The following is a 23164-nucleotide window of genomic DNA, read 5'->3' as shown; positions in this document are numbered from 1 at the left end:
GTGGATTCACAAGGAACCCGACGCGGGTCTATAGATTGGGTGGCCACACCTTCCCGGGAGACGTGGATGAACGCGGGCGAGAGCGCGCTCGACCTTGCCGCACGGCGCCTGGAGCGCGCGGTGGAGACGCTGGAGCAGCGCCTGGCCGAGCGATCGAGCGGGGCCGCGGGCGGCGACCTGTTCCAGGACGACCGGGCGCAGCTCGCCGCCGAGCTCGACCGGGCGCGGGCCCGGGAGAAGGCCCTGGAGGCCGCGGGGGCCGAGGCCTCGGAGGCGCTCGGCCGGGCGATCCTGGAGATCCGCACGGCGCTGAACGGGCAGGCCGCGGACGCGCCGGCCGCCTTCGAACGGGAGCACTGACATGGCCCAGATCCAGATCGAGGTGAACGGCCGGCCCTACGCCGTCGGCTGCGAGGACGGGCAGGAAGCCCACCTGCATGAGCTCGCGCGGATGTTCGACCGCCAGGTCCGGCACGTCAGCGCCGACATGGGCCAGCTCGGCGACACCCGGCTGTTCCTGATGGGCGCCCTGCTGCTGGCCGACGAGCTGGCCGACGCGAAGGCCCGGCTGAACAGCCTGCAGGCCGAGGTGGCCCGCCTGCAGGCCGAGCGCGCGCGGTTCGAGAGCCGCGCGGTGGCGGCCCTGGAGAGCGCCGCCAAGCGCATCGAGAAGCTGGCCTCCGACGACCTCGCGGCCTAGCCGCGCACCGGGCTCTTCAGCAGGCGGGCGAAGGCGTCGGCGAGGCCGCGGCGCTCCGCCTGGCGGTAGGTGGCCGAACCCGAGGCGACCAGCCGGCGGTGGGCCTCGCCCATGTTGTGGTAGGGCAGCCGCGGCAGCAGGTGGTGCAGGGCGTGGTAGCGGAGGCCCACGGGCGCCCACAGCATCGGCAGGGCGCCGGGCGGGGGCACGTTCACGCTGTCGAGGAACTGACCCTCGAACGTCATCTTCGACCCGTCGTTCTCCCAGGCGTGGGCCACGGCGGTGCGGACCTGGTTCACGAAGGTCATGGCCGCGAAGACGCCGGCGCCGATCAGCACCGCCCGCAGCGGGATGACGCCGACGGCCGTGAGGCCGATCAGGGTCCAGCTCCACAGCCAGCAGCCGATCTCCTGGGCCAGCCACGCCGGGCTGCTGGCCCGGTCGAAGTCCTCGCGGGAGAACTTCGTATTGATGGTCATGGCCGAGGCCTTGGCGACCGAGAACCGGCGCACCGCCGGCACGAGGAAGCCCAGCGGGGCCAGCACGGCGAAGCGCAGCACCGTGCCCACCGGTGCGAGCAGGGCGATGCCCAGGAAGCCCAGCAGGCTGGTCGCCGGCATGCGCGCCAGCGGCATGTACTCCGGGTCGCGCTCGGTGCCGTAGCGGTCCTTGGCGTGGTGCAGCATGTGCACGCCCTCGTAGAGCAGGGAGGGCGTCAGGAAGGGAACGCCGATCAGCAGGTTCCAGCCGGTGTGGAAGCCCGGGACCTCGCCGGGACGCAGGTGGGTGAGCTCGTGGATGAAGCTGATCGCCCGGTAGAGCGCGAGCACGGCGACGGCCGCGGCCGCCAGCGCCAGCCAGCCCCGCGCGCCGATCGCGACGGCGAGCGCGCCGTAGGTGACGCCCGCCGTGAGGAGCAGGTCGGTCCAGTAGATGCGGGGCTCGGCGCGCAGCAGGTCGCGGGCGAGGTCGTTCGCCTGCCGCGACAGGCTGGGCTCGCGCGCGAGGGTTTCCGTGGAGACGGCGAGGTTGTTCACGGCAGGAGAAGTAAGCCTTCCGGGCCCCGGACTGAACTCCGATCGGAGTCGCAGGCCGAAAAAAGCCCGTTCGTGTGGGGATGGCGCCGCTTGAGAGGGCGGCCCCGGCGCACTACCTTGGACGTCCGGCGGGTCTGCTGCGGCTCGCGTCGAAGGCGACAATATTCCAGCGACCTTAATTCACTCATAGGGAGCTGTCCCTGCCGAGGACCGTGGTCTTCGGCACTACGGCGCCCACCTGGTCTATCCAGGTCGAGGGAATTGAACTGACCTTCACGGCTCTCGCGGCGCCGCCACCCTTTTCCCTGTATAAGCGGGCGGGTGACCGAACCCACCGACAAGACGGCGCTGCGCCGCCGGCTGCGCGCGATCCGCCGCGAGCTGGCGCAGGCGGGCCCCGAGGCCGCCGTGCGCGCCGCCGCGCGCCTGCCCATCGAGCGCCTGCCGCCGTTCCGGAGCTTCAGCGGCTATCACCCCATGGGCTCGGAGATCGATCCCGGACCGCTGATGCGCCGGCTGGCGGAGACGGGCGCGACGCCCGCCCTGCCGGTGGCCGAGAGCCGCGACCAGCCCCTGGAGTTCCGCGAGTGGGACCCGCGCGAGGGCCTTGAGCCCGACGCCTTCGGGATCGCCGCGCCGCCGCTCTGGGCCGCCGCCGTCCAGCCCGAGCTGGTCATCGCGCCCCTGCTCGCCTTCGACCGCCGCGGACACCGGCTGGGCCAGGGCGCGGGGCATTACGATCGCACGATCGCGAACCTTCGGGCCACTCAGCCGGTTTTCGTCCTCGGCCTCGCCTACGCGGGCCAGGAGGTGGAGGAACTGCCCGCCGAACCCCACGACGAGCGGCTCGACGCGATCCTGACCGAGACGGACTACATCGAGGTCGGCTAAGGACGCGCCATGAGATTTGCCTTTTTCGGAGACGTGGTGGGACGCTCGGGCCGCGAGGGCCTGGCCGAACACCTTCCGGCGCTGCGCCGCCGTCTCGACCTCGAGTTCGTGATCGTCAACGCCGAGAACGCCGCGGCCGGCTTCGGCATCACGGAAGCCACGGCCCGCGAGCTGTTCGACGCCGGCGCCGACTGCCTGACCCTGGGCAACCACTCGTGGGACCAGAAGGAGGCGCTGACCTACATCGTCCGCGAGCCGCGGCTGATCCGGCCGCTGAACTATCCGGCCCTGGCCGAGGCGCCCGGCCGGGGCGCACAGATGTTCGAGACCCACTCGGGCAAGCGCATCCTGGTGGTGAACCTGCTGGGCCGAGTGTTCATGGACGCGCTCGACGATCCCTTCGCCGCCGTCGACAAGGAGCTGGAGGCCTGCCCGCTCGGCGCGGTCGCCGACGCCGTGGTGGTGGACATGCACGCGGAGGCCACGTCCGAGAAGATGGCCATGGGCCACTTCTGCGACGGCCGCGCCACCCTGGTGGTCGGCACCCACAGCCACGTGCCCACCGCCGACGCCCAGGTGCTGCCGGGCGGGACGGCCTACCAGACGGACGCCGGGGCCTGCGCCGACTACGACAGCGTCATCGGCAACCAGAAGGAAGAGCCGCTGCGCCGGTTCACGACGCGGATCTCGGGCGGCCGCTACAAGCCGGCCGAAGGCCCGGCCACGGTCTGCGGGGTCTATGTGGAGACCGACCCGGCCACCGGGCTCGCCCGCCGGATCGAGCCGATCCGCATCGGCGGGCGGCTGAAGGAGACGGTGCCGAGCCTCGAGGCCGTGCAGGCCTAGCGCCGGCGGCCCTGCGGCGGCCGCAGGGTGTCCAAGGTGAGCTGGCCGGCCTTGGCCTTGTCCAGCAGGTCGAAGCGGCGGGCGGCGGCGCGGCTCCACTCGGCCTCGGTCACCCGGCCGTCCAGGTCGAGGTCGCCCGCGCGCACCGGATGCGGCGTGTTCAGCAGGCCGAACCGGGCGGCGCCCTGGCGGCCCATCTCCACCCCGCCGCGGCGGCCGGCCCTGAGCCCCTCGATGGCCAGGCTGGTGATTTCGGGCGCGATCTCGGCCTCGTAGCGCTGCACCTCGAAGCCGTCGACGACACCGTCGCCGCTGGCGTCCACCACCTTGAAGAAGCGCTGGGCGTCGGCGCGGAGCTCGGCCAGCGTCAGCGCGCCGTCCTTGTCCGCGTCGGCGCCGGCGAACCAGGCGGCGAGCCCGTCGCCGCCGCGGAACGGCTCGCCCGAGGGACTGACGAACAGCCTGCCCATGGGCGGCCCGTCCTCGCCCGGCTGGGCGGCCGCCGCGGTGGCGGCGCTGGCGAGGAGGAGGCTGAGCAGCAGGCCTGGACGCATGGCAATCCCTTCCGGAAACACGACAGCTTGGCCGTGGCGTCCGGTGCGATCCGCGTGGGGGCGCTTCCCTTGCGGCGGCCGAGACGCTCTAGTGGCCGAGCTTCAAGTGGGGAGGGGACCTCTCATGGCCAAGTTCATCGTCCGCGCGATTTTCGCCGCCCTGGGCCTGTGGCTCGCCTCGCGGATCGTCCCGGGTGTCCGGGTGGACGACACCGGCAGCCTGATCCTGGCCGCGGTCCTGCTGGGGATCGTCAACGCGGTGGTCCGGCCCGTAGTGTTCGTGCTCACCTTCCCGATCACGATCCTGACGCTCGGCCTGTTCCTGCTGGTGGTGAACGCCGCGATGATCGGCCTCGTCGCGGTTCTGCTCTCCGGCTTCCATGTGAACGGCCTGGTCCCCGGCGTGCTGGCGGCGATCGTCACCGGGGTGACGAGCTGGATCGCCGGCATGGTGATCGGCGACGCCAAGCGGGGCTGAACTGGCGCCGGGCTCACCGGCAAGGCCGTCTCAACGCCCTGTGCGCCTCTGCGAACCCACCGATGCGCGCAAAGAAAAAGGGCGGAGCCTCGCGGCCCCGCCCTCCATCTTTCGCTCCCGGCTCGGCCATTGCGGCTGGCGCCGCACCCTCGCCGGGATAACGGGCTTCTAAGGTCTTAGAAGTCCATGTCGCCCATGCCGCCGGGCATGCCGCCCGGGGCGCCGCCGGCGCCGCCCTTCTTCGGGGCTTCGACGATCGCGGCTTCCGTGGTGATCAGCAGGCCGGCCACCGAGGCGGCGTCCTGCAGAGCCGTACGGACGACCTTCGCCGGGTCGATTACGCCGGCCTGCACGAGGTCGACGTACTCTTCCGTCTGGGCGTTGAAGCCGAAGGTCGGGGAGGCGTTCTCCAGGACCTTGCCGACCACGATCGAGCCTTCGACCCCGGCGTTTTCCGAGATCTGACGGATCGGGGCCTGCAGGGCGCGGCGCACGATGGCGATGCCGGCTTCCTGGTCGTCGTTGTCACCCTTGAAGCCGTCCAGAACCTTGGAGGCCTTCAGCAGGGCGACGCCGCCGCCGGGGACGATGCCTTCTTCCACGGCCGCGCGGGTCGCGTTCAGGGCGTCGTCGACGCGGTCCTTCTTTTCCTTCACTTCGACTTCGGTGGCCCCGCCGACGCGGATCACCGCAACGCCGCCGGCGAGCTTCGCCAGACGCTCTTGCAGCTTTTCCTTGTCGTAGTCCGAGGTGGTGTCCTCGATCTGCTTCTTGATCTGGGCGACGCGGCCCTCGATGCCGGACTTATCGCCCGAGCCGTCGACGATCGTGGTGTCGTCCTTGGTGATCGAGACCTTCTTGGCGCGGCCGAGCATGTCGAGGCTGACGTTCTCGAGCTTGATGCCGAGGTCTTCGCTGATCAGTTGGCCGCCGGTGAGGATCGCGATGTCCTCCAGCATGGCCTTGCGGCGGTCGCCGAAGCCCGGAGCCTTCACGGCCGCGACGCGCAGGCCGCCGCGCAGCTTGTTGACCACGAGGGTCGCCAGCGCTTCGCCTTCCACGTCTTCCGCGATGATCAGCAGCGGGCGGCCCGACTGGACCACCGCTTCCAGCACCGGCAGCAGGGGCTGCAGCGAGGAGAGCTTCTTTTCGAAGAGCAGGATCAGCGGCTCTTCGAGTTCGGCCTCCATCTTCTCCGCGTTCGTGATGAAGTACGGGGAGAGGTAGCCGCGGTCGAACTGCATGCCCTCGACGACGTCGAGTTCGGTCTCGGCGGTCTTGGCTTCTTCGACGGTGATGACGCCTTCGTTGCCGACCTTTTCCATGGCGCGGGCGATCATCTCGCCCACTTCCAGGTCGCCGTTGGCGGAGATGGTGCCGACCTGGGCGATCTCGCTGTTGGCGGAGACCTTCTTGGCGTTGGCCTTGATCTCTTCGATGACCTTGGCGACCGCCTTGTCGACGCCGCGCTTCAGGTCCATCGGGTTCATGCCGGCGGCGACCGACTTCAGGCCTTCCACGACGATGGCCTGGGCCAGCACGGTGGCGGTGGTGGTGCCGTCACCGGCCTTGTCGTTGGTCTTAGAGGCGACTTCGCGGATCAGCTGGGCGCCGAGGTTCTCGAACTTGTCGGACAGTTCGATTTCCTTCGCCACCGACACGCCGTCCTTGGTCGAGCGCGGGGCGCCGAAGGACTTCTCGATGACGACGTTGCGGCCCTTCGGGCCGAGGGTCACCTTCACCGCGTTGGCGAGGGTGTTGACGCCGCGGAGCATGCGGTCACGGGCGTCGGAGGAGAAATAAACGTCTTTGGCAGCCATGGTGCTGTCCCTCTTCTAGATGACTGGAGTGCGAGCTGGCTTAGGCCGCGGCGCGCGCGGTTTCGGGCTCGAGCACGCCCAGGATGTCGCTTTCCTTCATGATCAGCAGGTCTTGGCCTTCGAGCTTGACCTCGGTGCCCGACCACTTGCCGAACAGGATCCGGTCGCCGGGCTTCACGTCGAGAGCCTGGACCTTGCCGTTCTCGTCACGCGCGCCGGGGCCGACGGCGATCACTTCGCCTTCCTGCGGCTTCTCCTTCGCGGTGTCGGGGATGATGATCCCGCCCCGGGTCTTCTCTTCTTCCTCGACACGCCGGACGAGGACCCGGTCACCCAGAGGACGAAACGCCATGTGATTTTCTCCGTTCGAGACGGTTGGAATTGCAATTGCGGAAAGCACTGAGGGGGCGCTGTTAGCAGTCGCGGCCCTAGAGTGCTAACGCGGCAGGGGACGTAAGAAAACGGCGGTCCGGAGTCAAGACGGCGGCCAAAAAAGCCGGCGGGAGGGGCCCGCCCGCGCCCGGCCGGGAACCTTGGCCTTGGGCGGCGGATTTCTACCTGGAAGGGTAGGTCCCGAGAGGGTGCGGGTGATGGCTCTGCAATCCATCCTGCGCAAGACCATCCATGAAGGCGACCTCCAGGTCCGGCTGCCGGGCGGTTCGGTCCTGGAGCTGGGCGACGGCACGGGGCCGCCGGTGACGGTGGCGATCACGTCGCGCCGCTGGGCCCTGCGCATCGCGGTCGATCCCGCGCTCGCGGTGGGCGAGGCCTACATGGAGGGCGGCCTCGTCCTCGAACGGGGAAGCCTGCACGACTTCGTCGACCTGATCGGGCGCAACGCCAAGCACCGGCCGCTGAAGCGCGCCGGGCCGCTCGCCCGCTGGTGGCTCGACCGCCGGCTGCAGGCCAACGCCCGCGCGGCGGCGCGGCGGAACGTGGCCCACCACTACGACCTGTCGGTGGACCTCTACCGCCGGTTCCTCGACCCGGACCTGCAGTACTCCTGCGCCTACTTCCCTGCTCCGGGCGTGAGCCTCGAGGCGGCGCAGCTCGCCAAGAAGCGACACCTGGCGGCCAAGCTCCTGCTGCGCCCGGACCAGCGGGTGCTCGACATCGGCTGCGGCTGGGGCGGGCTGGCCCTGACGCTCGCCCAGGAGGCGGGCGTGCAGGTGGACGGCGTCACGCTCTCCACCGAGCAATTGGCCACGGCGCGCGAGCGGGCGGAGGCAGCCGGCGTCGGGGATCGCGCCCGGTTCTCGCTCACCGATTACCGTGACGTGGCGGGGCCCTACGACCGCATCGTCTCGGTCGGCATGTTCGAGCACGTAGGGCGGCCAAACTTCCAGGCCTACTTCGACCAGGTGGCGCGCCTGCTGAAGGACGACGGGGTGGCGGTGATCCATTCGATCGGCCGCGCGGAAGGCCCGGCCTTCACCCAGCCGTGGATCGCCAAGTACATCTTCCCAGGCGGCTACATCCCGGCGCTGTCTGAGACGCTGGCGGCGGTGGAGCGCTCGGGCCTGATCGTCGCCGACGTGGAGATCCTTCGCCTGCACTACGCCGAGACCCTGAGGGGCTGGCGCGAGCGCTTCGAGGCCAACCGCGCCGAGATCGCCGCGATGTACGACGAGCGCTTCTGCCGGATGTGGGCGTTCTACCTGTCGATCAGCGAGATCGCCTTCCGCTATCGCGGCCACATGGTCTTCCAGCTCCAGCTCGCCAAGCGCGTGGACGCCGTGCCGCTGACCCGCGACTACATCGGCGAGGCCGAGGCCTGGTTCTCGCGCCGCGGCGGCCGCCGGCGCGCCGCCTGAGCGCGGCGGAATGCGGATGACAAAAACGGAAGGCGCGGTACGCTCGCGGCGGGATCGGAAACGCTTTCGGAGTAAACCGCCATGCGCCGCGTCATCGCGCTCGCCGCCGTCTTCGCCTTCGCGGCCACCGCGGCCTCCGCCGAGAAATGGACCAAGTTCGTGGACGGGCAGAACGGCACGGAGTGGTCCTACGACAGCGACTACACCTACAAGGACCAGGCGTCGGGCCGGGTCGTGGTCATGCAGGCGGTTTCGAAGCCGGCCTCGAAGCTGGGTCCGTCGGGCCCGGGCAAGCCGGACGGGGTGGGCCACGTCTACGCCATCGACTGCGCGAAGAAGAACCTGATCACCGTGGCGTCCTACAAGCCCTCGGTCGGGCTCGAGATTCCGGCGGGCTGGCGGGAGGCGACGCCGCGCAAGGCGAGCGGGCCCGAGAACGAGGCCCTGCTGGCCGCGATCTGCCCGCACGAGGCGCACGTCCCGGTGCGCTAGACCGGAGGGAGGCCAGGGCCATGCTCGACCACGTCTCGCTGAACGTCAGCGACTATGCCGCCGCCCAGGCCTTCTACGACGCCGCGCTGAAGCCGCTGGGCCTCGCGCGGATGGCCGGCGACGGCGCGCACTATGCGGGCTACGGCGACAGCCGCCCGTTCTTCTGGATCGGTCAGGGGCGCGGCGGGGCCGCCGCGCACGTGGCGTTCGGGGCGGCGGAGCGCGCGACGGTGGACGCCTTCCACGCGGCCGCCATGGCGGCCGGCGGACGGGACAACGGCGCACCGGGGCTGCGCGCGCAGTACCATCCCGATTATTACGGCGCCTTCGTCCTCGATCCGGACGGCAACAACATCGAGGCCGTGTGCCACCGGCCGGCCTGACGGCGGAGATGTCCAAAGCTTAACTGGAAAGCCTGGCTACGCCTTCCTACCTGAGGTGGCATGGGATGGTGGCTCAAGCTCCTGCCGGCGCTCCTGGCCCTCGGGCTCGCGCTCGCGCTCGTCGCGACCGCGAAGGCGCCGCCGCTGTATTCATGACCTGACGGGTAATCGACCCGCGTCGTCCCGGGCGGGATGCTCCCTCGTCACCTGACGAAGGAGCTTCCCATGACCCACGTCCGCTCGCCGCTGCTGCGCGGCCTCATCGCCATCGACGCCGTCGCCTGCGCGGCCTCGGGCGCCCTTCTGGCCTTCGCGGCCGAACCGCTGGCGACGATCACCGGCCTTGCGCCCGACCTCACCCGGCCGGCCGGTGTCTTCCTGCTCGCCTGGACCCTGGTGCTGGCGACGGCCGCCAGCCGGCCGACGCTGTCCCGCGCGGCGGTCTGGACGCTCATCGCCGTGAACGTGATCTGGGTGGTCGAGAGCGCGCTCGTCCTGCTGCTGGGCTGGGCCCAGCCGACGGCAGCGGGCTACGGCTTCGTCATCGCCCAGGCGGTGGCCGTGGCGGCGATCGCCGAGCTGCAGTTCGTCGCCCTGCGCCGCGCCGCCACCGTCGCCTGACGTTCAGGGCGCGCGCCGGAACCGGAAGGTCTCGATCCGGCGCGCGCCCGTCTTGCCGTTGCGCAGGCTGAGGTGGACCAACAGGCGGTCCGCTCCGTCGCGCTCGTAGGTCAGGCCGTCGAAGACGACGCGCCCGTCCTCCACCGCCACCAGCGGGAACTCCGTCCAGCGGTCCTTCTCCTCCCAGGCGGTGGCGTCGGGGTTGAAGTGCTTCACGCCATAGACAAGCGAGCCGCCCCGCTCGCGGATCAGCAGGAACTCATAGAACACCGCCTTGCCATCCTTGGTGTGGCGGAAGTGGCCGATCATCTGGCCATCGGCGGGCGGCGCATAGGTCTCCTCCGCCTCGCCGCCGAGGCCCTCGCCCACCCAGCGGCCGGCGAGCCACGCCACCGCCTGGATCCCGGCGGGCGGCGAGGCCTGGCCATCCGCCAGGGTCCGGACGTCCGGCTGCGCCAGCGCAGGCGCGGCGAGCAGAAGGCCGAGGGCTATCGCCATGACGGCGGGGAAACGTGGCATCGTCGGATCTCCTCTGGACTGGAGACGCCCAGGCGGCGCCGGATTCGACAGACCGGCCGCAGATGATTAAAACGCTTGTTTGATTTCCCTGCAAAAGCCGCCCATGGTGCGGCGACAAGACAAAGCTGTCGATAACCCCCTCAGAGACCGCTGGGAGCGACCAGGATGACCATGACCGCCGAACGGCCGCAGTCGAGCTTCACGCTCAACCCGCAGGACGAACTCAACGACCTGCGCATGTCGGACAAGGCGCTCCCGCTGTTCAATCGGGTGAAGGCGTTTATCCGCGAGGTGGTGGAGCCCGCGAGCGAGGAATTCCACCGGCTGGGCGAAGGCCGCCCCAATGTGTGGGACTACGCCCCGGGCCAGCTCGAGGTCCTCGAAGCCGCCAAGGACAAGGCCAAGGCGGCCGGTCTCTGGAACTTCTTCCTGCCCGACGCGCACACCGGCGAGGGCCTGTCGAACCTCGACTACGCTTATATCGCCGTCGAGCTGGGCAAGAACCGGCTGGCGTCGGAGATCATGAACTGCGCCGCGCCGGACACCGGCAACATGGAGGTGCTGGAGCGCGTCGGCACGCCGGAACAGAAGGAGCGGTGGCTGAAGCCGCTGCTCGAGGGGAAGATCCGCTCGGCCTTCTGCATGACCGAGCTGAACACCGCCTCGTCGGACGCCAAGAACATCGACACCCGCGCCGTGCGCGTGGGCGACGAGTACATCATCAACGGCGAGAAGCACTATATCTCCGGCGCCGGCGACCCGCGCTGCAAGGTGATGATCACCATGGTGCGCACCGGCGGCGAGAACGACCCGCCGCACCTGCAGCAGTCGCAGATCCTGGTGCCGCTGCCCACCGAGGGCGTGGAGATCGTCGGCGGCCAGCAGGTGTTCGGCGACTATGACGCGCCGCACGGCCACATGCACATCCGCTTCAACAACGCGCGCGTGCCGGCCTCCAACATCCTGCTGGGCGAGGGCCGCGGCTTCGAGATCAGCCAGCTCCGCCTGGGCCCCGGCCGGATCCACCACTGCATGCGCGCCATCGGCTCGGCCGAGAAGGCGCTGGACCTGATGGTGACCCGCGGCATGAGCCGGGTGGCGTTCGGCAAGCCGATCATCCAGCTCGGCGGCAACATCGAGAAGGTGAGCCGCGCGCGGATCGAGATCGAGGCCATGCGCCTGATGGTGCTGAAGGCCGCCCGCGCCATGGACGTGCTCGGCAACCGCGAGGCCCGGGTGTGGATCCACATGGTCAAGGCGATGGTGCCCGAGCGGGTCTGCCAGATCATCGACCAGGCGATCCAGATGCACGGCGCGCTGGGCGTGTCGCAGCACACCCCGCTCGCCCGGATGTACGCCAACACCCGCACCCTGCGGATCGCCGACGGCCCGGACGAGGTGCACCACATGGTGGTGGGCCGCAACGAGCTGCAGCAGTTCCGCGAGGGGCCGCACGACAGCTCCATGTCGGCGGTGTTCCGCAACTAGGCGGCGCCTGACCCGCGACGAGACAGCCCTCTCCCGGCGACGGGAGAGGGCTTTTTCGTGGCCGCCCCAAGCTTGGCCGCCGCCGGCGGAGGGTGTAAGCGGACAACCGACCCATGTTCCACGGGACGCTCGCCGGACGGCTCGCAGCGCCCGCCATAGCTCCGCGCACGGTGCGCCGGAGGTTCGCCGCCCGGAGGAGCCTGTGCCTCCGCCGGGGGCGGGCTCCCTGTCCGGAGGACACGAACATGACCCTGCCCCTCGCCGCCTTCGTGGCGGTCGCGGCCTTTCTCACCGCCACCCTGTCCGGCGTCTTCGGCATGGCCGGCGGGCTCGTCCTGATGGGGGCGCTGGCCCTCGTCCTGCCCGTCAGCGCCGCCTTCGTCACCCATGGCGTCCTGCAGCTCGTCGCCAACGGATGGCGCGCGGTGCTGCACCGCCGGCACGTCCGCTGGGACATCGTCGGCTGGTACGCGCTGGCCTCGCTGATCGCCGGCATCGCCGTCTCCATGGTGGCCATGGTCCCGTCGAAGCCGCTGCTGTTCCTGCTGCTCGGACTGATCCCCGGCCTCACCTGGCTGCCGAAGTCGTGGATCCGCCTGGACGCGGCGCGCCCCTCGCAGGCCTTCCTCTCCGGGCTGGTGGTCACCGGCGTGAACCTCACGGCCGGCGTCGCCGGTCCGCTGCTCGACATCTTCTTCGTGCGCACCGAGCTCACGCGCCACACCATCGTGGCGACCAAGGCGGCGACGCAGGTGTTCGCCCACCTCGCCAAGATCGTCGTCTATGGCGCGCCGCTGTTCGGGGTGGCGGGCTCGGGCGTACCGCCAGTCTGGGTGTTCGCCTTGGCCATCCCGCTCTCGATGCTGGGCACCGTGGTCGGCGGCCGGATCCTGGACCGCATGACCGACGTGGACTTCAAGCGCTGGACCCGCTGGATCGTCACCGGCGTGGGCGGGCTCTACCTCGTCCAGGCTGCACAGCTTCTCCTCGCAGCCTGAGGCGCAAAAAAACACCCGGGACCGCGAGGTCCCGGGTGGGGGAAGTCATAGGGAGGAAACGCCCAGGATGGGCGACCCCTCACGTATGATCGGCCCGCCGGCGTACAAGGGGCCGGGCCGAAAAAAAATTGGAGTCGGGGGATGAATCTGGAAGCGCGGGTTCTCGAGGACCGGTTCGTGCGGCTCGAGCCCATGGCCGAGCGCCACAAGGCCGAGCTCCGCGCGGCGGTCGAGGCCGACCTCGACGTCTGGACGCGGCTCTATCCCTATTCCTGGGCCGGCGAGCACTTCGAGCCCACCTGGACCAAGCTGATGGACGACGTGGCCGGGGGCCGGACGCTGGCCTGGGCGGTGGCGGTGGGCGGCGCCTGCCGGGGGCTTTCCACCTACTACGCCATCGACGGCGCGAACGCGGTGCTGGAGATCGGCGGGACCTACTACGAGCCGTCGCTCCGCGGCGGGCCGGTGAACCCGGCCGCCAAACGCCTGCTGCTGGCCCACGCCTTCGACGCCGGCTGCCGCCGCGCGGTGTTCCGGGTGGACGCGAGCAACGCCCGGTCCCGGGCCGCGGTCCTGAAGCTGGGCGCCGTGCAGGAGGGGATCCTCCGCCAGGACCGGGTGACCTGGACGGGCCGCATCCGCGACACGGTGATCTTCTCGATCCTCGACGGCGAATGGCCGGCGGTGCGGGCGCGGCTCGACGCGCGGCTGGCGGCGTTCGGCTAGCCGGCGGCCCGCTTGCGCCGGGCGCGGAAGAAGGCGCGAAGCAGGTCGGAGCTCTCCTGCGCCAGGACGCCGCCGTCGACGGCCGGTCGCCAGTGGCAGGTGGGCTGGTCGAAGAACCGCGGCCCGTGGACGACCGCGCCGCCCTTGGGATCCTCGGCGCCGAACACCACCCGGCCGATGCGGGCGTGGCTGATGGCGCCGGCGCACATCGCGCAGGGCTCCAGGGTGACGACCAGGGTGAGGCCGGTCAGCCGGTAGTTGCCCAGCTTCCGGGCCGCCTCGCGCAGCGCCACCACCTCGGCGTGGGCGGTGGGATCGTGCGATCCGATGGGCTGGTTTGCGCCGGTGGCGATCACCTCGCCGGTCGCCGGATCGACCACGACGGCCCCCACCGGCGTCTCGCCGGCGTCGGCGGCGGCTTGCGCGGCTTCGAGCGCGATGCGCATGTAGGGCTGGTCATGGTCCACGATCCGCAACGAACCGGCGGCCGCTCCTCCGGTCAAGCCCGCGCGTCCGCTCCCTCCGGCGATCGCATCGCCAAGGCCCTCGCCCGGGCCGGCGTCGGCTCGCGCCGGGATGTGGAGCGCTACATCGCCGAGGGCCGCGTGGCGCTGAACGGCCAGGTGCTGACCTCGCCCGCCGTGAAGGTGGAGCCCGGCGACATCCTCACGGTCGACGGCCAAGTGGTGAACGAGGCCGAGCCCACGCGGCTGTTCCGCTACCACAAGCCGGTCGGCCTGCTGACCAGCCACAAGGACCCGCAGGGGCGGCCGACGGTGTTCGGCGCCCTGCCCGAGGGCCTGCCGCGGCTGATCTCGGTGGGACGCCTCGACATCAACTCCGAGGGCCTTCTGCTGCTCACCAACGACGGCGAGCTGGCGCGTGCGCTGGAGCTGCCGCAGGCGAGCGTCGTGCGCCGCTACCGGGCCCGGGCGCACGGCCGCATCACCCAGGAGCGGCTGGACAAGCTGAAGGACGGCATCACCGTCGAGGGTGTCCGCTACGGCTCCATCGACGCCCGGCTCGACAAGGCGAAGGAGGGGCCGCAGGGCTCGAACCTGTGGATCACCGTCACCCTGTCCGAGGGCAAGAACCGCGAGGTCCGCCGCGTGCTGGAGGCGCTCGGGCTCAAGGTGAACCGGCTGATCCGCCTGGCCTATGGGCCCTTCGCGCTTGGAACCCTGGCGGTGGGCGAGATCGAGGAGGTGGGGCCGCGGGTGATCCGCGAGCAGCTCGCCGACCACGTCGCGCCCGAGAACATGCCCAAGGGCGACCGGCCGCAGTTCCAGAAGTCCGCCACGGCGACGCCGCCGCGCCGGCGCCAGCCCACGCCGCCGGAGGGGGCGACCCTGATCGAGCGCGGCCCGCGCCGGCGCGAGGAGCCGCGCGGCGCGGCCGGCCCGTCGGAGCCACGCCGCGGGCGTCCGGGGCGTCCGCCGGTGAAGGCGGAGCGTCCGGCTTCATCGGGCCGCCCGGGTCCCGCCCGGCCGCGTGCGGAGGGTGAAGGGCCGAAGAAGAAGGTGTTCAAGGCGGGTTGGGCCAAGCCGAAGCCGAAGGGCGGCCATCCGCCGAAGAAGCCTGGCGGTCCGAAGCGGCGCGGCTAGAAAGCGCCATGCGCATCGTTTCCGGCGACTTCCGCGGCAAGGCCCTCGTCACGCCGCCCGGCCAGGGCACGCGTCCCACCTCGGACCGGGCCCGCCAGGCCATCTTCAACATCCTCGAGCACGCGCCCTGGTCGGCCGGGGTGCGCGACACCCGCGTCATCGACCTGTTCGCGGGATCGGGCGCGCTGGGCTTCGAGGCGCTGTCGCGCGGGGCGGCCTTCTGCCTGTTCGTGGAGACCGACGAGGACGCCCGCGGCGCGATCCGGGAGAACGTCGACGCCATGGGCCTGTTCGGCCGCACCCGGGTGCACCGCCGCGACGCCACCAACCTCGGCCAGCGGCCCGGCGCCGACGGACCCGCCTTCGACCTCGCCTTCCTCGACCCGCCGTACGCCAAGGGGCTCGGCGAGACCGCCCTGGCCAGGCTGGCGGAAGGTGGCTGGCTCGCGCCGGGCGCCACGGTGGTCTTCGAGCGCGGCGTTTCCGAGCCCGAGTTCACGGTGGAGGGCTTCGAGCAGCTCGACGCCCGCGACTACGGGGCGGCCCGGGTGGTCTTCCTCAGGTTCAGCGGGCGGTGATCGTCACGCTCTCGGCCGAGCGTTCGGCTGGCCCGTGGAACACCGCCTCGATGTTGTTGCCGTCGGGATCGAGGAAGAAGGCCCCGTAGTAGCCCGGGTGGTAGTCCCGCTCGCCCGGCGCGCCGTTGTCGCGGCCGCCCGCGGCCAGCGCCGCGGCATAGGCGCGGTCCACGGTCTCGCGGTCCTTGGCCTGGAACGCCAGGTGCACGTGGCTCGCCCGCCCGTCGCCGTAGGCCTTGGCGTCGTCGATCCAGAGTTCGTCGGCCAGGAAGTGGTCATCGGCCGCCACATAGGGCACGCCCAGCACGCCCAGGATCGCCGCGTAGAATCGCGAGGTCGCCTTCAGGTCCTGGGTCCGCAGATGGATATGGTCGATCAGCCGTCCGGTGTGGATTTCCATGGCAGCGCTCCGCGACGTGGATGCCGCCTCAACGCCGAACCGAGCGCGGCCGTTCAGCGGCGTCCGAAAAGGCGCTCGATGTCGGCGAGCTTGAGTTCGACATAGGTCGGGCGGCCGTGATTGCACTGGCCGGAGTGGGGCGTGGCCTCCATCTGGCGGAGCAGGGCGTTCATCTCGGGCGCGGTGAGCCGGCGGCCCGAGCGGACCGAGCCGTGGCAGGCCATGGTCCCGCAGACCTCCTCCAGCCGCTCCTTCAGCGCCAGGGCCTGGCCGTTCTCGGCGAGGTCGTCGGCGATGTCGCGCACCAGCCCCTGGACATCGGTCTGGCCGAGCAGGGCGGGCGCCTCGCGGACCAGCACGGCGCCCGGGCCGAAGGCCTCGATCACCAGGCCCATCTCGGCGAGCTCGTCGGCGCGGGCGGCGACCCGCTCGGCCTCGGCGGGGTCGAGCTCCACCACCTCGGGCAGCAGCAGGGCCTGGCGGGCCACGCCGCCCTGGGCCATCTCGGCCTTCATCCGCTCGTAGACCAGGCGCTCGTGGGCGGCGTGCTGGTCGACGATGACCACGCCGTCGCGGGTCTGGGCGACGATGTAGGTCTCGTGCACCTGGGCGCGGGCCGCGCCCAGCGGATAGTCCACCGGATCGAAGACGGGACCCGGGCCGGCGGGCGCCTCGGACATGCCCGCGGGCGGGGCCGGCTCCCACGCAGGCTCGGCGCGGGCGGAGATCTCGGAAAGGCCGGGGATCGCCTGGACGGCGGCGGCTAGGGGCGAGGGCGTCCAGCCGCCCTGGCGCCAGGCGGAGAACCCCGCCGCCGACGGCTGCGGCGGCGCCTCCTGGGCGCGGAAGCCGCCGAGCGCGGCCATGGAGACCGTGGTGGAGGCGCGGTGGCCCGCCGCGGCGAGGGCGTGGCGCAGGCCGCCTACGATCAGGCCCCGCACGAGCCCGGGGTCCCGGAAGCGGACTTCCGCCTTGGCCGGGTGGACGTTGACGTCCACCTGGGTCGGATCGAGATCGATGTAGAGGGCCGCCAGCGGATGGCGGTTGCGCGCCAGGAAGTCGGCGTAGGCGGCGCGGAGCGCGCCTTGCAAGAGCCGGTCGCGGACCGGGCGACCGTTGACGAACAGGTACTGGTGGGCGGCGTTGCCACGGTTGTAGGTGGGCAGGCCCGCGTACCCGGAGAGCCGCACGCCTTCGCGCTCGTGCTCGATCAGCAGCGCGTTCTCCGAGAACTCCCGACCCATGATGGCGGCCAGGCGGGCGAGGCGACCCTCGTCGCCCGCGTGCTCGGCAGGCAGGCGCAGCGTGCGGCGGCCGTCGAGGTCGAGGGAGAAGCCGACCGCCTCGTGGGCCATGGCCTGGCGCTTCAGCTCCTCGGTAATGGCCAGCGCCTCGGCGCGCTCCGACTTCATGAACTTCAGGCGGGCGGGCGTGGCGTAGAACAGGTCGCGGACCTCGACCCGCGCGCCGTGCGGACCGGGGAAGGCGGCCGGGGAGACCGCGCCCACGGCACCAGCTTCCACCTGGATGGCGTGCGCATCGGCGAGCCCCCGGGCGCGGCTGGCGATGGAGAGCCGGGCGACCGAGCCGATGGAGGGAAGGGCCTCGCCGCGAAAGCCCAGGGTGAAGATGCGCAGCAGGTCGTAGTCGCCGTCCTCGCCCGGCGAGAGCTTGGAGGTGGCGTGGCGCTCCACGGCCAGCGGCAGTTCCTCGGGGGGAATGCCCTTGCCGTCGTCGGCGATCAGGATCCGGGTCAGCCCGCCGCCGTCGGCCTGCACCTCCACGCGGGTCGCCCCGGCGTCGAGCGCGTTCTCCACCAGCTCCTTGACCGCGCTGGCGGGGCGCTCCACCACCTCGCCGGCGGCGATGCGGTTGATGAGCTCGGGCGGGAGACGGCGGATCGGCATGGCAAGGCTTTCGCGGACCTCCCAATATAGGTCGATTCCGGGGCGGGCGGGGGCGCGTCGAAGGAGCTGCCCATGCGGATGATCGTCGCCCTCCTGCTGCTGGCGCTGGCCGCGCTGGCCGCGCCGGCCGCCGTGGCGCAGACCCCGGTCGCGCCGCCGCCGCTGGTCGATCCGGACGCAGCCCTTGTGGAGGAGCTGGTGGTGACGGGCCGGCTGCCGGGGCCCGCGTGGTGGACGGTCTCCGACGCCGACACGACCGTCTACGTCCTGGGCGTGCCGAGCCTCGCGCCGAAGCGCATGCAGTGGGACCGGGCGATCTTCGACAAGCGTCTGCAGGGCGCCAATGCGGTGATCCTGCCGTTCACCAACATCCGGGCGAAGGGCGTGGGGGCGCTGGGGGCTGGGCTGAACCTGCTCCGCCTGCGCGCCGGCGGCCCGTTCGAGGCGCGGCTGGATCCCGCCACGCGCGTCCGCTTCGTGGCGGCCCGCGAGCGGCTCGGGGAGTCTGCCAAGCACTATTCCACGGCCAATGCGCTCGCCGCCGGCGTCCAGCTCGCCGCCGACTACCGGGAGCGGCACGAGCTCACCACCACGGACCCGGCCAAGCTGGTGGAGCTGCTGGCCCGCCGCTCAGGCGTGCCGGTGGTGGAGAAGACCTACGACATCGGCCCGCTGCTGGGCGCGATCCTCCGCACCCCGGCGGCGACCGGCCGGCTCTGCTTCGAGGAGGTGCTGGCCCAGGCCGAGGCCGGGCCCGGGATCACGCTGCAGGCGGCGCGGGCCTGGGCCTCGGGCGACGTGGCGGGCGCGCTGGAGAACGAGCGGACCTACGAGCGCTGCCTGATGGCGGTCCCGGGCGGGCGGCAGTTCGACGAACGGATGAAGGCGGACTCAGCCGCGGCGATCGCCCGGGCGCTGGAGCGGCCCGGCCACGCCATCGCGCTCGTGCCGCTCCGGCCTCTGCTCGCCGAGCGCGGCGTGCTCGACCGCCTGCGCGGCCAGGGGCTGAAGGTGACGACGCCGGGCGAGGTGGCGGAGTAGGACCGAGATTCCTCCCCGTGCGGGGAGGGCCTGGATCAGAGCCCGGGGAGCTTGATCCGGCGGGACTGGCCACGGTCGATGACGACCGTCTTGCCGCCGGTCAGCGACTTGACGCGCTCTTCCTCGGCCTGGGCGTCCACCGGAGCGGCGGTGTTGTCCTGGGCCGCGCCCTCCGGCGCCTTCGGCGCGTCGCTGCGCCAGAACATGACGCGGTCGGCGAAGCTCTTGTCCTTGTGGGCCACGTCACCGAACTCGTCGTCGACCACGTAGCGGATCAGCGGGTCGGCCTTCTCGGCGCCGGCCTTGGCGACCAGCAGCTTCTCGCCGTCCGAGCGGACCTGGGCCTCGCGCTGGCCGAGCAGAGCGGTGCGCGCAGCGCTCTCCGGCTGCAGCTCCTGCGGCCGCGGCTCACCGGGCGCCGGCGGGCGGAGGGCGTAGTCCGGCGGCACCACCAGCGGCGCCTTGGTCACCACGCGGAACTCGTCGGGGGTCACCTTGGCCATGCCCAGCGCCCGCGACGTGGACTGGCAGCCGGCCAGGCCCGCGGTCGCCGCCATGAGGGCCGAGGCCACGATCACTCGGTTGACGCGCATGAAATCAGAAGCTCCTCGCAGGCCGCCCCCCGGCCGAATGGGCTGGATACCGCAAGACGCCTGCCGGCGCCAACGCGCTTTCAGGCCGCATCCTTGGTCGGTTGGGCTGACGTTTCCCGCTTTTCGCCCCGGATCATGTCGAGAAGAAGGAGCGCGATGCCGATGTTGATGGCCGCGTCCGCCACGTTGAAGATCCAGGGGAAGTAGAGCGCCGAGACGTCGATGAAGTCGGCGACCGCGCCGAAGCGGATGCGGTCGATCACATTGCCGATGGCGCCGCCCATGATCAGGCCCAGCGCATAGGCGAGGACCGGGCGCCCGGCCTTGCGGACCCAGACCGCCAGCACCACCGACACCGCCACGGCGAACAGCACGAGCGCCCAGCGCATCAGATCCTGGTCGGCGCGCAGCAGGCCGAAGCTGACGCCCTGATTCCACACCATGGTGAAGTTCAGCGGGCCAGCCACCGGCACGGAGCCCCGGCCCGGCAGCTCGAAGACATAGAGGATCCAGTACTTCGAGAGCTGGTCCAGCAGGACGGTGACGCCGGCGACGGCGTAGGCGATCCAGCCGAGCTTCGTCACCGCCTTCATGCGTCCACCTTGCCGTGCGCCGCGTCCCAGGCCGCGACGGCGTCGGCGTCGCGGAGCGTCAGGTCCGGATAGCGGGGATCGGCCCCGACCTCCGGCAGGATCTTCCAGGAGCGCGCGCACTTGCGGCCCTCGGCCCGGAGCGGCTCGACCGAGACGCCGGCGACCTCCGGCAGGCGGAAGGCGCCGGCCGGCCCGTCGCCAGCGAGGAGGGTCGCCTGGCTGGTGCGGAACACCTCGGCGGCATCCAGGCCTTCGAAGGCGGCGAGCAGGTCGGCGTTCGCCACGTGGACCTGCGGGGCGGCCTCGAGCGCGGCGCCCATGCGCTTTTCGCGCCGCTCCACCTCCAGCGCGCCGGTGACCACGGAGGTCACCTGCTGGACCTTGGCCCAGCGGGCGGCCTCGGCGTCGTTGCGCCACTCGGCAGGGGTCGTCGGGATCACCCGCAGCGAATTTGAGCGCCCCTCCGGATAGCGGGTGGCCCAGGCCTCCTCCATGGTGAAGGGGATGAGCGGCGACAGCCACGCGGTCACCCGCTCGAACACGGCCTCCATCACCGTGCGCGCCGCGCGGCGGCGGAGCGCGTCGGGGCGGTCGCAGTAGAGGCTGTCACGCCGGATGTCGAAGAACAGGGCCGACAGCTCGTTCTGGCAGAAGTCGAGCACCGGACGGACCACGTCCTGGAAGACGTAGGTCTCGTAGCCTTGCCGCACCTGGGCGTCGAGCTCCCACAGGCGGTGCAGGATGAAACGCTCGAGCGCCGGCATCTCGGCCAGCTCCACCGCTTCGTCCGGGCTGTAGTCGGCGAGCGCGCCCAGCATGTAGCGGACGGTGTTGCGGAGCTTGCGGTAGGCGTCGGAGGTGGTCTGCAGGATCGTCTTCCCGATCCGGCTGTCGTCGGCGTAGTCGATCATCGCCGCCCAAAGGCGGATGATCTCGGCCCCGCTCTCGCGGATCACCTGGTCAGGATCGACGGTGTTGCCCTTGGACTTGGACATCTTCTCGCCGGCCTCGTCCATGGTGAAGCCGTGGGTGAGGATGGCGTCGTAGGGCGCCCGGCCCCGCGTGCCGGAGCTCTCCAGCAGCGATGACTGGAACCAGCCGCGGTGCTGGTCGGACCCCTCGAGGTAGAGGTCGGCCGGCCAGCGGGTGTGCGCCCGGTTCTCGAGCGTGAAGGCGTGGGTCGAGCCTGAGTCGAACCAGACGTCGAGGATGTCCTCGACCTTCTCGTAGCGCTCCGGATCGTGGCTCCCCAGGAAGTCGGTGACGGGGCGGTTGAACCAGGCGTCGGCGCCCTCGGCCCTGATGGCCTCGATGATCCGGCGGTCGACCTCCGGGTCATGCAGCGGATGCCCCGTCTCCTTGTCCACGAACATGGCGAGCGGCGCGCCCCAGGCCCGCTGGCGGCTGATCAGCCAGTCCGGCCGGCTCTCGACCATGGAGCGGATCCGGTTCTTGCCCTGGGCAGGGAAGAAGGCGGTGGCCTCGATGGCCTCCAGCGCAGCCTCGCGCAGGGTGCGGCCGCCGAGCGCCTCTGTCTGCACCGGCTCGTCCATGCGGATGAACCACTGCGGCGTGTTGCGGAAGATCACCGGCGCCTTGGAGCGCCAGGAGTGCGGATAGCTATGCTCCAGCCGGCCGCGGGCCAGCAGGCGCCCGGCCTCGATCAGCTTCTGGATCACCGCGTCGTTGGCCGGGCCGAACTTGCCGGCCTTCTTGCCCTCGGTCTCCAGCACCTTCAGGCCGCCGAACAGCGGCACGTGCGGATAGTAGGCGCCGTCCGGGTCCACGGTGTCGGGGATCTCGCGGTGGCCGTGGGCCAGCCAGACCAGGTAGTCGTCCGCGCCGTGGCCCGGCGCGGTGTGCACGAAGCCCGTGCCCGCGTCGTCGGTGACGTGGTCGCCGGCCAGCATCGGCACCTGGAAGCCGTAGTGGCCGTCGAGCCCGGCCAGCGGGTGCTCCAGCACCACGCCCTGGCAGTCGACGGACTCGACCTTGCGGAAGGCGGCGACCTTGGCGGCCTTCATGACGTCGCCGGCCAGATTCTCGGCCAGGATCAGCCGGTCGCCCGGTTTGGCCCAGGGTTCGAAGGCCAGGCCCTCCTCCATCGTGTCCACCTCGTAGACGGCGTAGGCGATGTCGGGGTTGTAGCTGACCGCCCGGTTGGCCGGGATGGTCCAGGGCGTGGTGGTCCAGATCACCACCGAGGCGTGGCGGGCGGCGTCGGAGCCCTCCACCACCGGGAACTTCACCCAGATCGTCGGCGACACGTGGTCGTGGTACTCGACCTCGGCGTCGGCCAGCGCGGTGCGCTCCACCGGGCTCCACATGACGGGCTTCGAACCGCGGTAGAGCTGGCCGGAGGCCACGAACTTGTGGAACTCGGCGACGATCGCCGCCTCGGACCCGTAGTCCATGGTGGCGTAGCGGTTCTCCCAGTCGCCCAGGACGCCCAGGCGCTTGAAGCCGGCCTTCTGCACCTCGATCCAGTGGGCGGCGTATTCGCGGCAGCGCTGGCGGAACTCGGCCTTGGAGACCTCGTCCTTGCGGCGACCCTTGGCGCGCAGCTCCTCCTCGATCTTCCACTCGATGGGGAGGCCGTGGCAGTCCCAGCCCGGCACGAAGTCGACGTCGTAGCCCAGCAGGAACCGCGAGCGGACGACGAAGTCCTTCAGGGTCTTCTGCAGCGCATGCCCGATGTGGATGGCGCCGTTGGCGTAGGGCGGGCCGTCGTGCAGCACGAACAGCGGCGCGCCGGCGCGCTGCCGCTCGGCGCGGATCGCGTGGTAGAGGTCCGCCTCGTCCCACTTCGCCAGGATCTGCGGCTCCTTCTGCGGGAGCCCGGCCCGCATGGGGAACGGCGTCTCCGGGAGGAAGACGGTCTCGCGATAGTCGCGCGCGGGTTTTTCGGCGTCGTCGGCCATAGAACTCTTAAATCCAGCTGGTCCGGTGATGGAGGGCGGGAGAACCCGGCGCGCGCTGGAGAACGTCCGGCGGCGTCACGCCGGGCGGTTAATTCGCACGCTCGTCCGAACCTTCGTCATCGGCGGCAGGCTCTAACAGAGTAGGCGGGCGAACTAAAGC

The 23164-nt window shown here is 71.2% G+C and carries 26 protein-coding genes; 15 read left to right on the top strand and 11 right to left on the bottom strand.

Features of this window, described 5'->3' with window-relative positions:
• Nucleotides 1-66: 66 nt before the first annotated feature.
• Together ACE3Q8_RS05725 and ACE3Q8_RS05720 are read left to right on the top strand one after the other, a co-directional pair.
• On the top strand, nucleotides 67-360 hold the full coding sequence (locus ACE3Q8_RS05725; RefSeq protein ID WP_374469287.1) for a DUF4164 family protein: 294 nt from the start codon (nucleotides 67-69) through the stop codon (nucleotides 358-360).
• Between the two features lies 1 nt (nucleotide 361).
• The gene (locus ACE3Q8_RS05720) at nucleotides 362-700 is read left to right on the top strand and encodes a cell division protein ZapA (RefSeq protein WP_374469286.1); all 339 of its coding nucleotides are present in this window, start codon (nucleotides 362-364) and stop codon (nucleotides 698-700) included.
• Here the strand turns inward: ACE3Q8_RS05720 and ACE3Q8_RS05715 are convergent.
• Nucleotides 697-1737 carry a fatty acid desaturase gene (locus ACE3Q8_RS05715; RefSeq protein ID WP_374469285.1) on the bottom strand — a complete coding sequence of 347 codons (1041 nt, stop codon included), beginning with the start codon at nucleotides 1735-1737 and terminating at the stop codon, nucleotides 697-699. The two genes, ACE3Q8_RS05720 and ACE3Q8_RS05715, sit on opposite strands and share 4 nt — an antisense overlap.
• Nucleotides 1738-2058: 321 nt before the next feature.
• Here ACE3Q8_RS05715 and ACE3Q8_RS05710 point away from each other — a divergent pair, with 321 nt between their 5' ends.
• Together ACE3Q8_RS05710 and ACE3Q8_RS05705 are read left to right on the top strand one after the other, a co-directional pair.
• A complete protein-coding gene (locus ACE3Q8_RS05710; RefSeq protein ID WP_374469284.1) occupies nucleotides 2059-2628 on the top strand; it encodes a 5-formyltetrahydrofolate cyclo-ligase in 570 nt (189 codons plus the stop codon).
• A 9-nt stretch (nucleotides 2629-2637) separates the two neighbouring features.
• On the top strand, nucleotides 2638-3474 hold the full coding sequence (locus ACE3Q8_RS05705; RefSeq protein WP_374469283.1) for a YmdB family metallophosphoesterase: 837 nt from the start codon (nucleotides 2638-2640) through the stop codon (nucleotides 3472-3474).
• On the opposite strand, the gene ACE3Q8_RS05700 is transcribed toward ACE3Q8_RS05705, so the two are convergent.
• A complete protein-coding gene (locus ACE3Q8_RS05700; RefSeq protein WP_374469282.1) occupies nucleotides 3471-4028 on the bottom strand; it encodes a hypothetical protein in 558 nt (185 codons plus the stop codon). The two genes, ACE3Q8_RS05705 and ACE3Q8_RS05700, sit on opposite strands and share 4 nt — an antisense overlap.
• A 124-nt stretch (nucleotides 4029-4152) precedes the next feature.
• Between ACE3Q8_RS05700 and ACE3Q8_RS05695 the strand changes: the two genes are divergently transcribed.
• On the top strand, nucleotides 4153-4506 hold the full coding sequence (locus tag ACE3Q8_RS05695; RefSeq protein WP_374469281.1) for a phage holin family protein: 354 nt from the start codon (nucleotides 4153-4155) through the stop codon (nucleotides 4504-4506).
• A 176-nt stretch (nucleotides 4507-4682) separates the two neighbouring features.
• Here the strand turns inward: ACE3Q8_RS05695 and groL are convergent, their stop codons facing one another.
• Both groL and groES read right to left on the bottom strand, forming a co-directional pair.
• Nucleotides 4683-6326, bottom strand: coding sequence for a chaperonin GroEL (gene groL, locus ACE3Q8_RS05690; RefSeq protein WP_374469280.1), 1644 nt, complete (start codon nucleotides 6324-6326; stop codon nucleotides 4683-4685).
• Nucleotides 6327-6366: 40 nt separating this feature from the next.
• Complete coding sequence (groES, locus tag ACE3Q8_RS05685; RefSeq protein ID WP_374469279.1) at nucleotides 6367-6678, bottom strand: co-chaperone GroES; 312 nt, start codon at nucleotides 6676-6678, stop codon at nucleotides 6367-6369.
• Nucleotides 6679-6916: 238 nt separating this feature from the next.
• On the opposite strand from groES, the gene ACE3Q8_RS05680 reads away from it, so the two are divergent.
• The 4 genes from ACE3Q8_RS05680 (at nucleotide 6917) to ACE3Q8_RS05665 (ending at nucleotide 9636) form a co-directional block, all read left to right on the top strand.
• Nucleotides 6917-8140, top strand: a complete 1224-nt coding sequence (locus tag ACE3Q8_RS05680; RefSeq protein ID WP_374469278.1) for a class I SAM-dependent methyltransferase — start codon at nucleotides 6917-6919, stop codon at nucleotides 8138-8140.
• 81 nt (nucleotides 8141-8221) lie between these two features.
• The gene (locus ACE3Q8_RS05675) at nucleotides 8222-8632 is read left to right on the top strand and encodes a hypothetical protein (RefSeq protein ID WP_374469277.1); all 411 of its coding nucleotides are present in this window, start codon (nucleotides 8222-8224) and stop codon (nucleotides 8630-8632) included.
• A gap of 20 nt (nucleotides 8633-8652) precedes the next feature.
• Nucleotides 8653-9015 (top strand): VOC family protein, encoded by a 363-nt coding sequence (locus ACE3Q8_RS05670; protein WP_374469276.1) that lies wholly within the window; start codon nucleotides 8653-8655, stop codon nucleotides 9013-9015.
• 225 nt (nucleotides 9016-9240) lie between these two features.
• Nucleotides 9241-9636, top strand: coding sequence for a hypothetical protein (locus tag ACE3Q8_RS05665; RefSeq protein ID WP_374469275.1), 396 nt, complete (start codon nucleotides 9241-9243; stop codon nucleotides 9634-9636).
• Nucleotides 9637-9639: 3 nt separating this feature from the next.
• Here ACE3Q8_RS05665 and ACE3Q8_RS05660 read toward each other — a convergent pair whose 3' ends face one another.
• Nucleotides 9640-10155 carry a DUF6265 family protein gene (locus ACE3Q8_RS05660; RefSeq protein ID WP_374469274.1) on the bottom strand — a complete coding sequence of 172 codons (516 nt, stop codon included), beginning with the start codon at nucleotides 10153-10155 and terminating at the stop codon, nucleotides 9640-9642.
• Nucleotides 10156-10320: 165 nt separating this feature from the next.
• Between ACE3Q8_RS05660 and ACE3Q8_RS05655 the strand changes: the two genes are divergently transcribed.
• The 3 genes from ACE3Q8_RS05655 to ACE3Q8_RS05645 all read left to right on the top strand — a co-directional run bounded on the left by ACE3Q8_RS05655 (nucleotide 10321) and on the right by ACE3Q8_RS05645 (nucleotide 13367).
• Nucleotides 10321-11643 (top strand): acyl-CoA dehydrogenase family protein, encoded by a 1323-nt coding sequence (locus ACE3Q8_RS05655; protein ID WP_374469273.1) that lies wholly within the window; start codon nucleotides 10321-10323, stop codon nucleotides 11641-11643.
• A gap of 245 nt (nucleotides 11644-11888) precedes the next feature.
• Complete coding sequence (locus ACE3Q8_RS05650) at nucleotides 11889-12641, top strand: TSUP family transporter (protein ID WP_374469272.1); 753 nt, start codon at nucleotides 11889-11891, stop codon at nucleotides 12639-12641.
• Nucleotides 12642-12782: 141 nt separating this feature from the next.
• Complete coding sequence (locus ACE3Q8_RS05645; protein ID WP_374469271.1) at nucleotides 12783-13367, top strand: GNAT family N-acetyltransferase; 585 nt, start codon at nucleotides 12783-12785, stop codon at nucleotides 13365-13367.
• Here the strand turns inward: ACE3Q8_RS05645 and tadA are convergent.
• Entirely contained in the window at nucleotides 13364-13813 is a 450-nt protein-coding gene (gene tadA / locus ACE3Q8_RS05640) for a tRNA adenosine(34) deaminase TadA (protein ID WP_374469328.1), read from the bottom strand. The two genes, ACE3Q8_RS05645 and tadA, sit on opposite strands and share 4 nt — an antisense overlap.
• Before the next feature lie 12 nt (nucleotides 13814-13825).
• On the opposite strand from tadA, the gene ACE3Q8_RS05635 reads away from it, so the two are divergent.
• Entirely contained in the window at nucleotides 13826-14971 is a 1146-nt protein-coding gene (locus tag ACE3Q8_RS05635) for a pseudouridine synthase (protein ID WP_374469270.1), read from the top strand.
• A gap of 8 nt (nucleotides 14972-14979) precedes the next feature.
• Nucleotides 14980-15549, top strand: coding sequence for a 16S rRNA (guanine(966)-N(2))-methyltransferase RsmD (rsmD, locus tag ACE3Q8_RS05630; protein WP_374469269.1), 570 nt, complete (start codon nucleotides 14980-14982; stop codon nucleotides 15547-15549).
• Here the strand turns inward: rsmD and ACE3Q8_RS05625 are convergent.
• Entirely contained in the window at nucleotides 15536-15949 is a 414-nt protein-coding gene (locus tag ACE3Q8_RS05625; protein ID WP_374469268.1) for a VOC family protein, read from the bottom strand. The genes rsmD and ACE3Q8_RS05625 overlap by 14 nt on opposite strands.
• A 53-nt stretch (nucleotides 15950-16002) precedes the next feature.
• Nucleotides 16003-17856 carry a DNA mismatch repair endonuclease MutL gene (gene mutL / locus ACE3Q8_RS05620; protein ID WP_374469267.1) on the bottom strand — a complete coding sequence of 618 codons (1854 nt, stop codon included), beginning with the start codon at nucleotides 17854-17856 and terminating at the stop codon, nucleotides 16003-16005.
• Nucleotides 17857-17928: 72 nt separating this feature from the next.
• Between mutL and ACE3Q8_RS05615 the strand changes: the two genes are divergently transcribed.
• Nucleotides 17929-18897: a TraB/GumN family protein gene (locus ACE3Q8_RS05615; RefSeq protein WP_374469266.1), complete on the top strand. Its 969-nt coding sequence runs from the start codon at nucleotides 17929-17931 to the stop codon at nucleotides 18895-18897.
• A 35-nt stretch (nucleotides 18898-18932) separates the two neighbouring features.
• Here the strand turns inward: ACE3Q8_RS05615 and ACE3Q8_RS05610 are convergent, their stop codons facing one another.
• The 3 genes from ACE3Q8_RS05610 to ileS form a co-directional block, all read right to left on the bottom strand.
• Nucleotides 18933-19490, bottom strand: coding sequence for a DUF3035 domain-containing protein (locus ACE3Q8_RS05610; protein WP_374469265.1), 558 nt, complete (start codon nucleotides 19488-19490; stop codon nucleotides 18933-18935).
• An 80-nt stretch (nucleotides 19491-19570) separates the two neighbouring features.
• Nucleotides 19571-20083 carry a signal peptidase II gene (gene lspA, locus ACE3Q8_RS05605; RefSeq protein ID WP_374469264.1) on the bottom strand — a complete coding sequence of 171 codons (513 nt, stop codon included), beginning with the start codon at nucleotides 20081-20083 and terminating at the stop codon, nucleotides 19571-19573.
• Nucleotides 20080-23004 carry an isoleucine--tRNA ligase gene (gene ileS, locus ACE3Q8_RS05600; protein WP_374469263.1) on the bottom strand — a complete coding sequence of 975 codons (2925 nt, stop codon included), beginning with the start codon at nucleotides 23002-23004 and terminating at the stop codon, nucleotides 20080-20082. Before ileS ends, lspA begins: the two co-directional genes overlap by 4 nt.
• Nucleotides 23005-23164 lie beyond the last annotated feature (160 nt).

This window comes from Phenylobacterium sp., assembly GCF_041913825.1.
Classification (GTDB): Bacteria; Pseudomonadota; Alphaproteobacteria; order Caulobacterales; family Caulobacteraceae; genus Phenylobacterium.
The sequence above is the reverse complement of the archived record's forward strand: the minus strand, read 5'-3'. Positions and strand labels throughout refer to the sequence as shown.

Bases quoted from the DNA above. Each gene is read 5' to 3' on its own strand.
- ACE3Q8_RS05725 (WP_374469287.1), top strand. From the start codon at position 67: ATGAACGCGGGCGAGAGCGCGCTCGACCTTGCCGCACGGCGCCTGGAG.
- ACE3Q8_RS05720 (WP_374469286.1), top strand. From the start codon at position 362: ATGGCCCAGATCCAGATCGAGGTGAACGGCCGGCCCTACGCCGTCGGC.
- ACE3Q8_RS05705 (WP_374469283.1), top strand. From the start codon at position 2,638: ATGAGATTTGCCTTTTTCGGAGACGTGGTGGGACGCTCGGGCCGCGAG.
- ACE3Q8_RS05700 (WP_374469282.1), bottom strand. From the start codon at position 4,028: ATGCGTCCAGGCCTGCTGCTCAGCCTCCTCCTCGCCAGCGCCGCCACC.
- ACE3Q8_RS05695 (WP_374469281.1), top strand. From the start codon at position 4,153: ATGGCCAAGTTCATCGTCCGCGCGATTTTCGCCGCCCTGGGCCTGTGG.
- groL (WP_374469280.1), bottom strand. From the start codon at position 6,326: ATGGCTGCCAAAGACGTTTATTTCTCCTCCGACGCCCGTGACCGCATG.
- groES (WP_374469279.1), bottom strand. From the start codon at position 6,678: ATGGCGTTTCGTCCTCTGGGTGACCGGGTCCTCGTCCGGCGTGTCGAG.
- ACE3Q8_RS05680 (WP_374469278.1), top strand. From the start codon at position 6,917: ATGGCTCTGCAATCCATCCTGCGCAAGACCATCCATGAAGGCGACCTC.
- ACE3Q8_RS05675 (WP_374469277.1), top strand. From the start codon at position 8,222: ATGCGCCGCGTCATCGCGCTCGCCGCCGTCTTCGCCTTCGCGGCCACC.
- ACE3Q8_RS05670 (WP_374469276.1), top strand. From the start codon at position 8,653: ATGCTCGACCACGTCTCGCTGAACGTCAGCGACTATGCCGCCGCCCAG.
- ACE3Q8_RS05665 (WP_374469275.1), top strand. From the start codon at position 9,241: ATGACCCACGTCCGCTCGCCGCTGCTGCGCGGCCTCATCGCCATCGAC.
- ACE3Q8_RS05660 (WP_374469274.1), bottom strand. From the start codon at position 10,155: ATGCCACGTTTCCCCGCCGTCATGGCGATAGCCCTCGGCCTTCTGCTC.
- ACE3Q8_RS05655 (WP_374469273.1), top strand. From the start codon at position 10,321: ATGACCATGACCGCCGAACGGCCGCAGTCGAGCTTCACGCTCAACCCG.
- ACE3Q8_RS05650 (WP_374469272.1), top strand. From the start codon at position 11,889: ATGACCCTGCCCCTCGCCGCCTTCGTGGCGGTCGCGGCCTTTCTCACC.
- ACE3Q8_RS05645 (WP_374469271.1), top strand. From the start codon at position 12,783: ATGAATCTGGAAGCGCGGGTTCTCGAGGACCGGTTCGTGCGGCTCGAG.
- tadA (WP_374469328.1), bottom strand. From the start codon at position 13,813: ATGCGCATCGCGCTCGAAGCCGCGCAAGCCGCCGCCGACGCCGGCGAG.
- ACE3Q8_RS05635 (WP_374469270.1), top strand. From the start codon at position 13,826: ATGGTCCACGATCCGCAACGAACCGGCGGCCGCTCCTCCGGTCAAGCC.
- rsmD (WP_374469269.1), top strand. From the start codon at position 14,980: ATGCGCATCGTTTCCGGCGACTTCCGCGGCAAGGCCCTCGTCACGCCG.
- ACE3Q8_RS05625 (WP_374469268.1), bottom strand. From the start codon at position 15,949: ATGGAAATCCACACCGGACGGCTGATCGACCATATCCATCTGCGGACC.
- mutL (WP_374469267.1), bottom strand. From the start codon at position 17,856: ATGCCGATCCGCCGTCTCCCGCCCGAGCTCATCAACCGCATCGCCGCC.
- ACE3Q8_RS05615 (WP_374469266.1), top strand. From the start codon at position 17,929: ATGCGGATGATCGTCGCCCTCCTGCTGCTGGCGCTGGCCGCGCTGGCC.
- ACE3Q8_RS05610 (WP_374469265.1), bottom strand. From the start codon at position 19,490: ATGCGCGTCAACCGAGTGATCGTGGCCTCGGCCCTCATGGCGGCGACC.
- lspA (WP_374469264.1), bottom strand. From the start codon at position 20,083: ATGAAGGCGGTGACGAAGCTCGGCTGGATCGCCTACGCCGTCGCCGGC.
- ileS (WP_374469263.1), bottom strand. From the start codon at position 23,004: ATGGCCGACGACGCCGAAAAACCCGCGCGCGACTATCGCGAGACCGTC.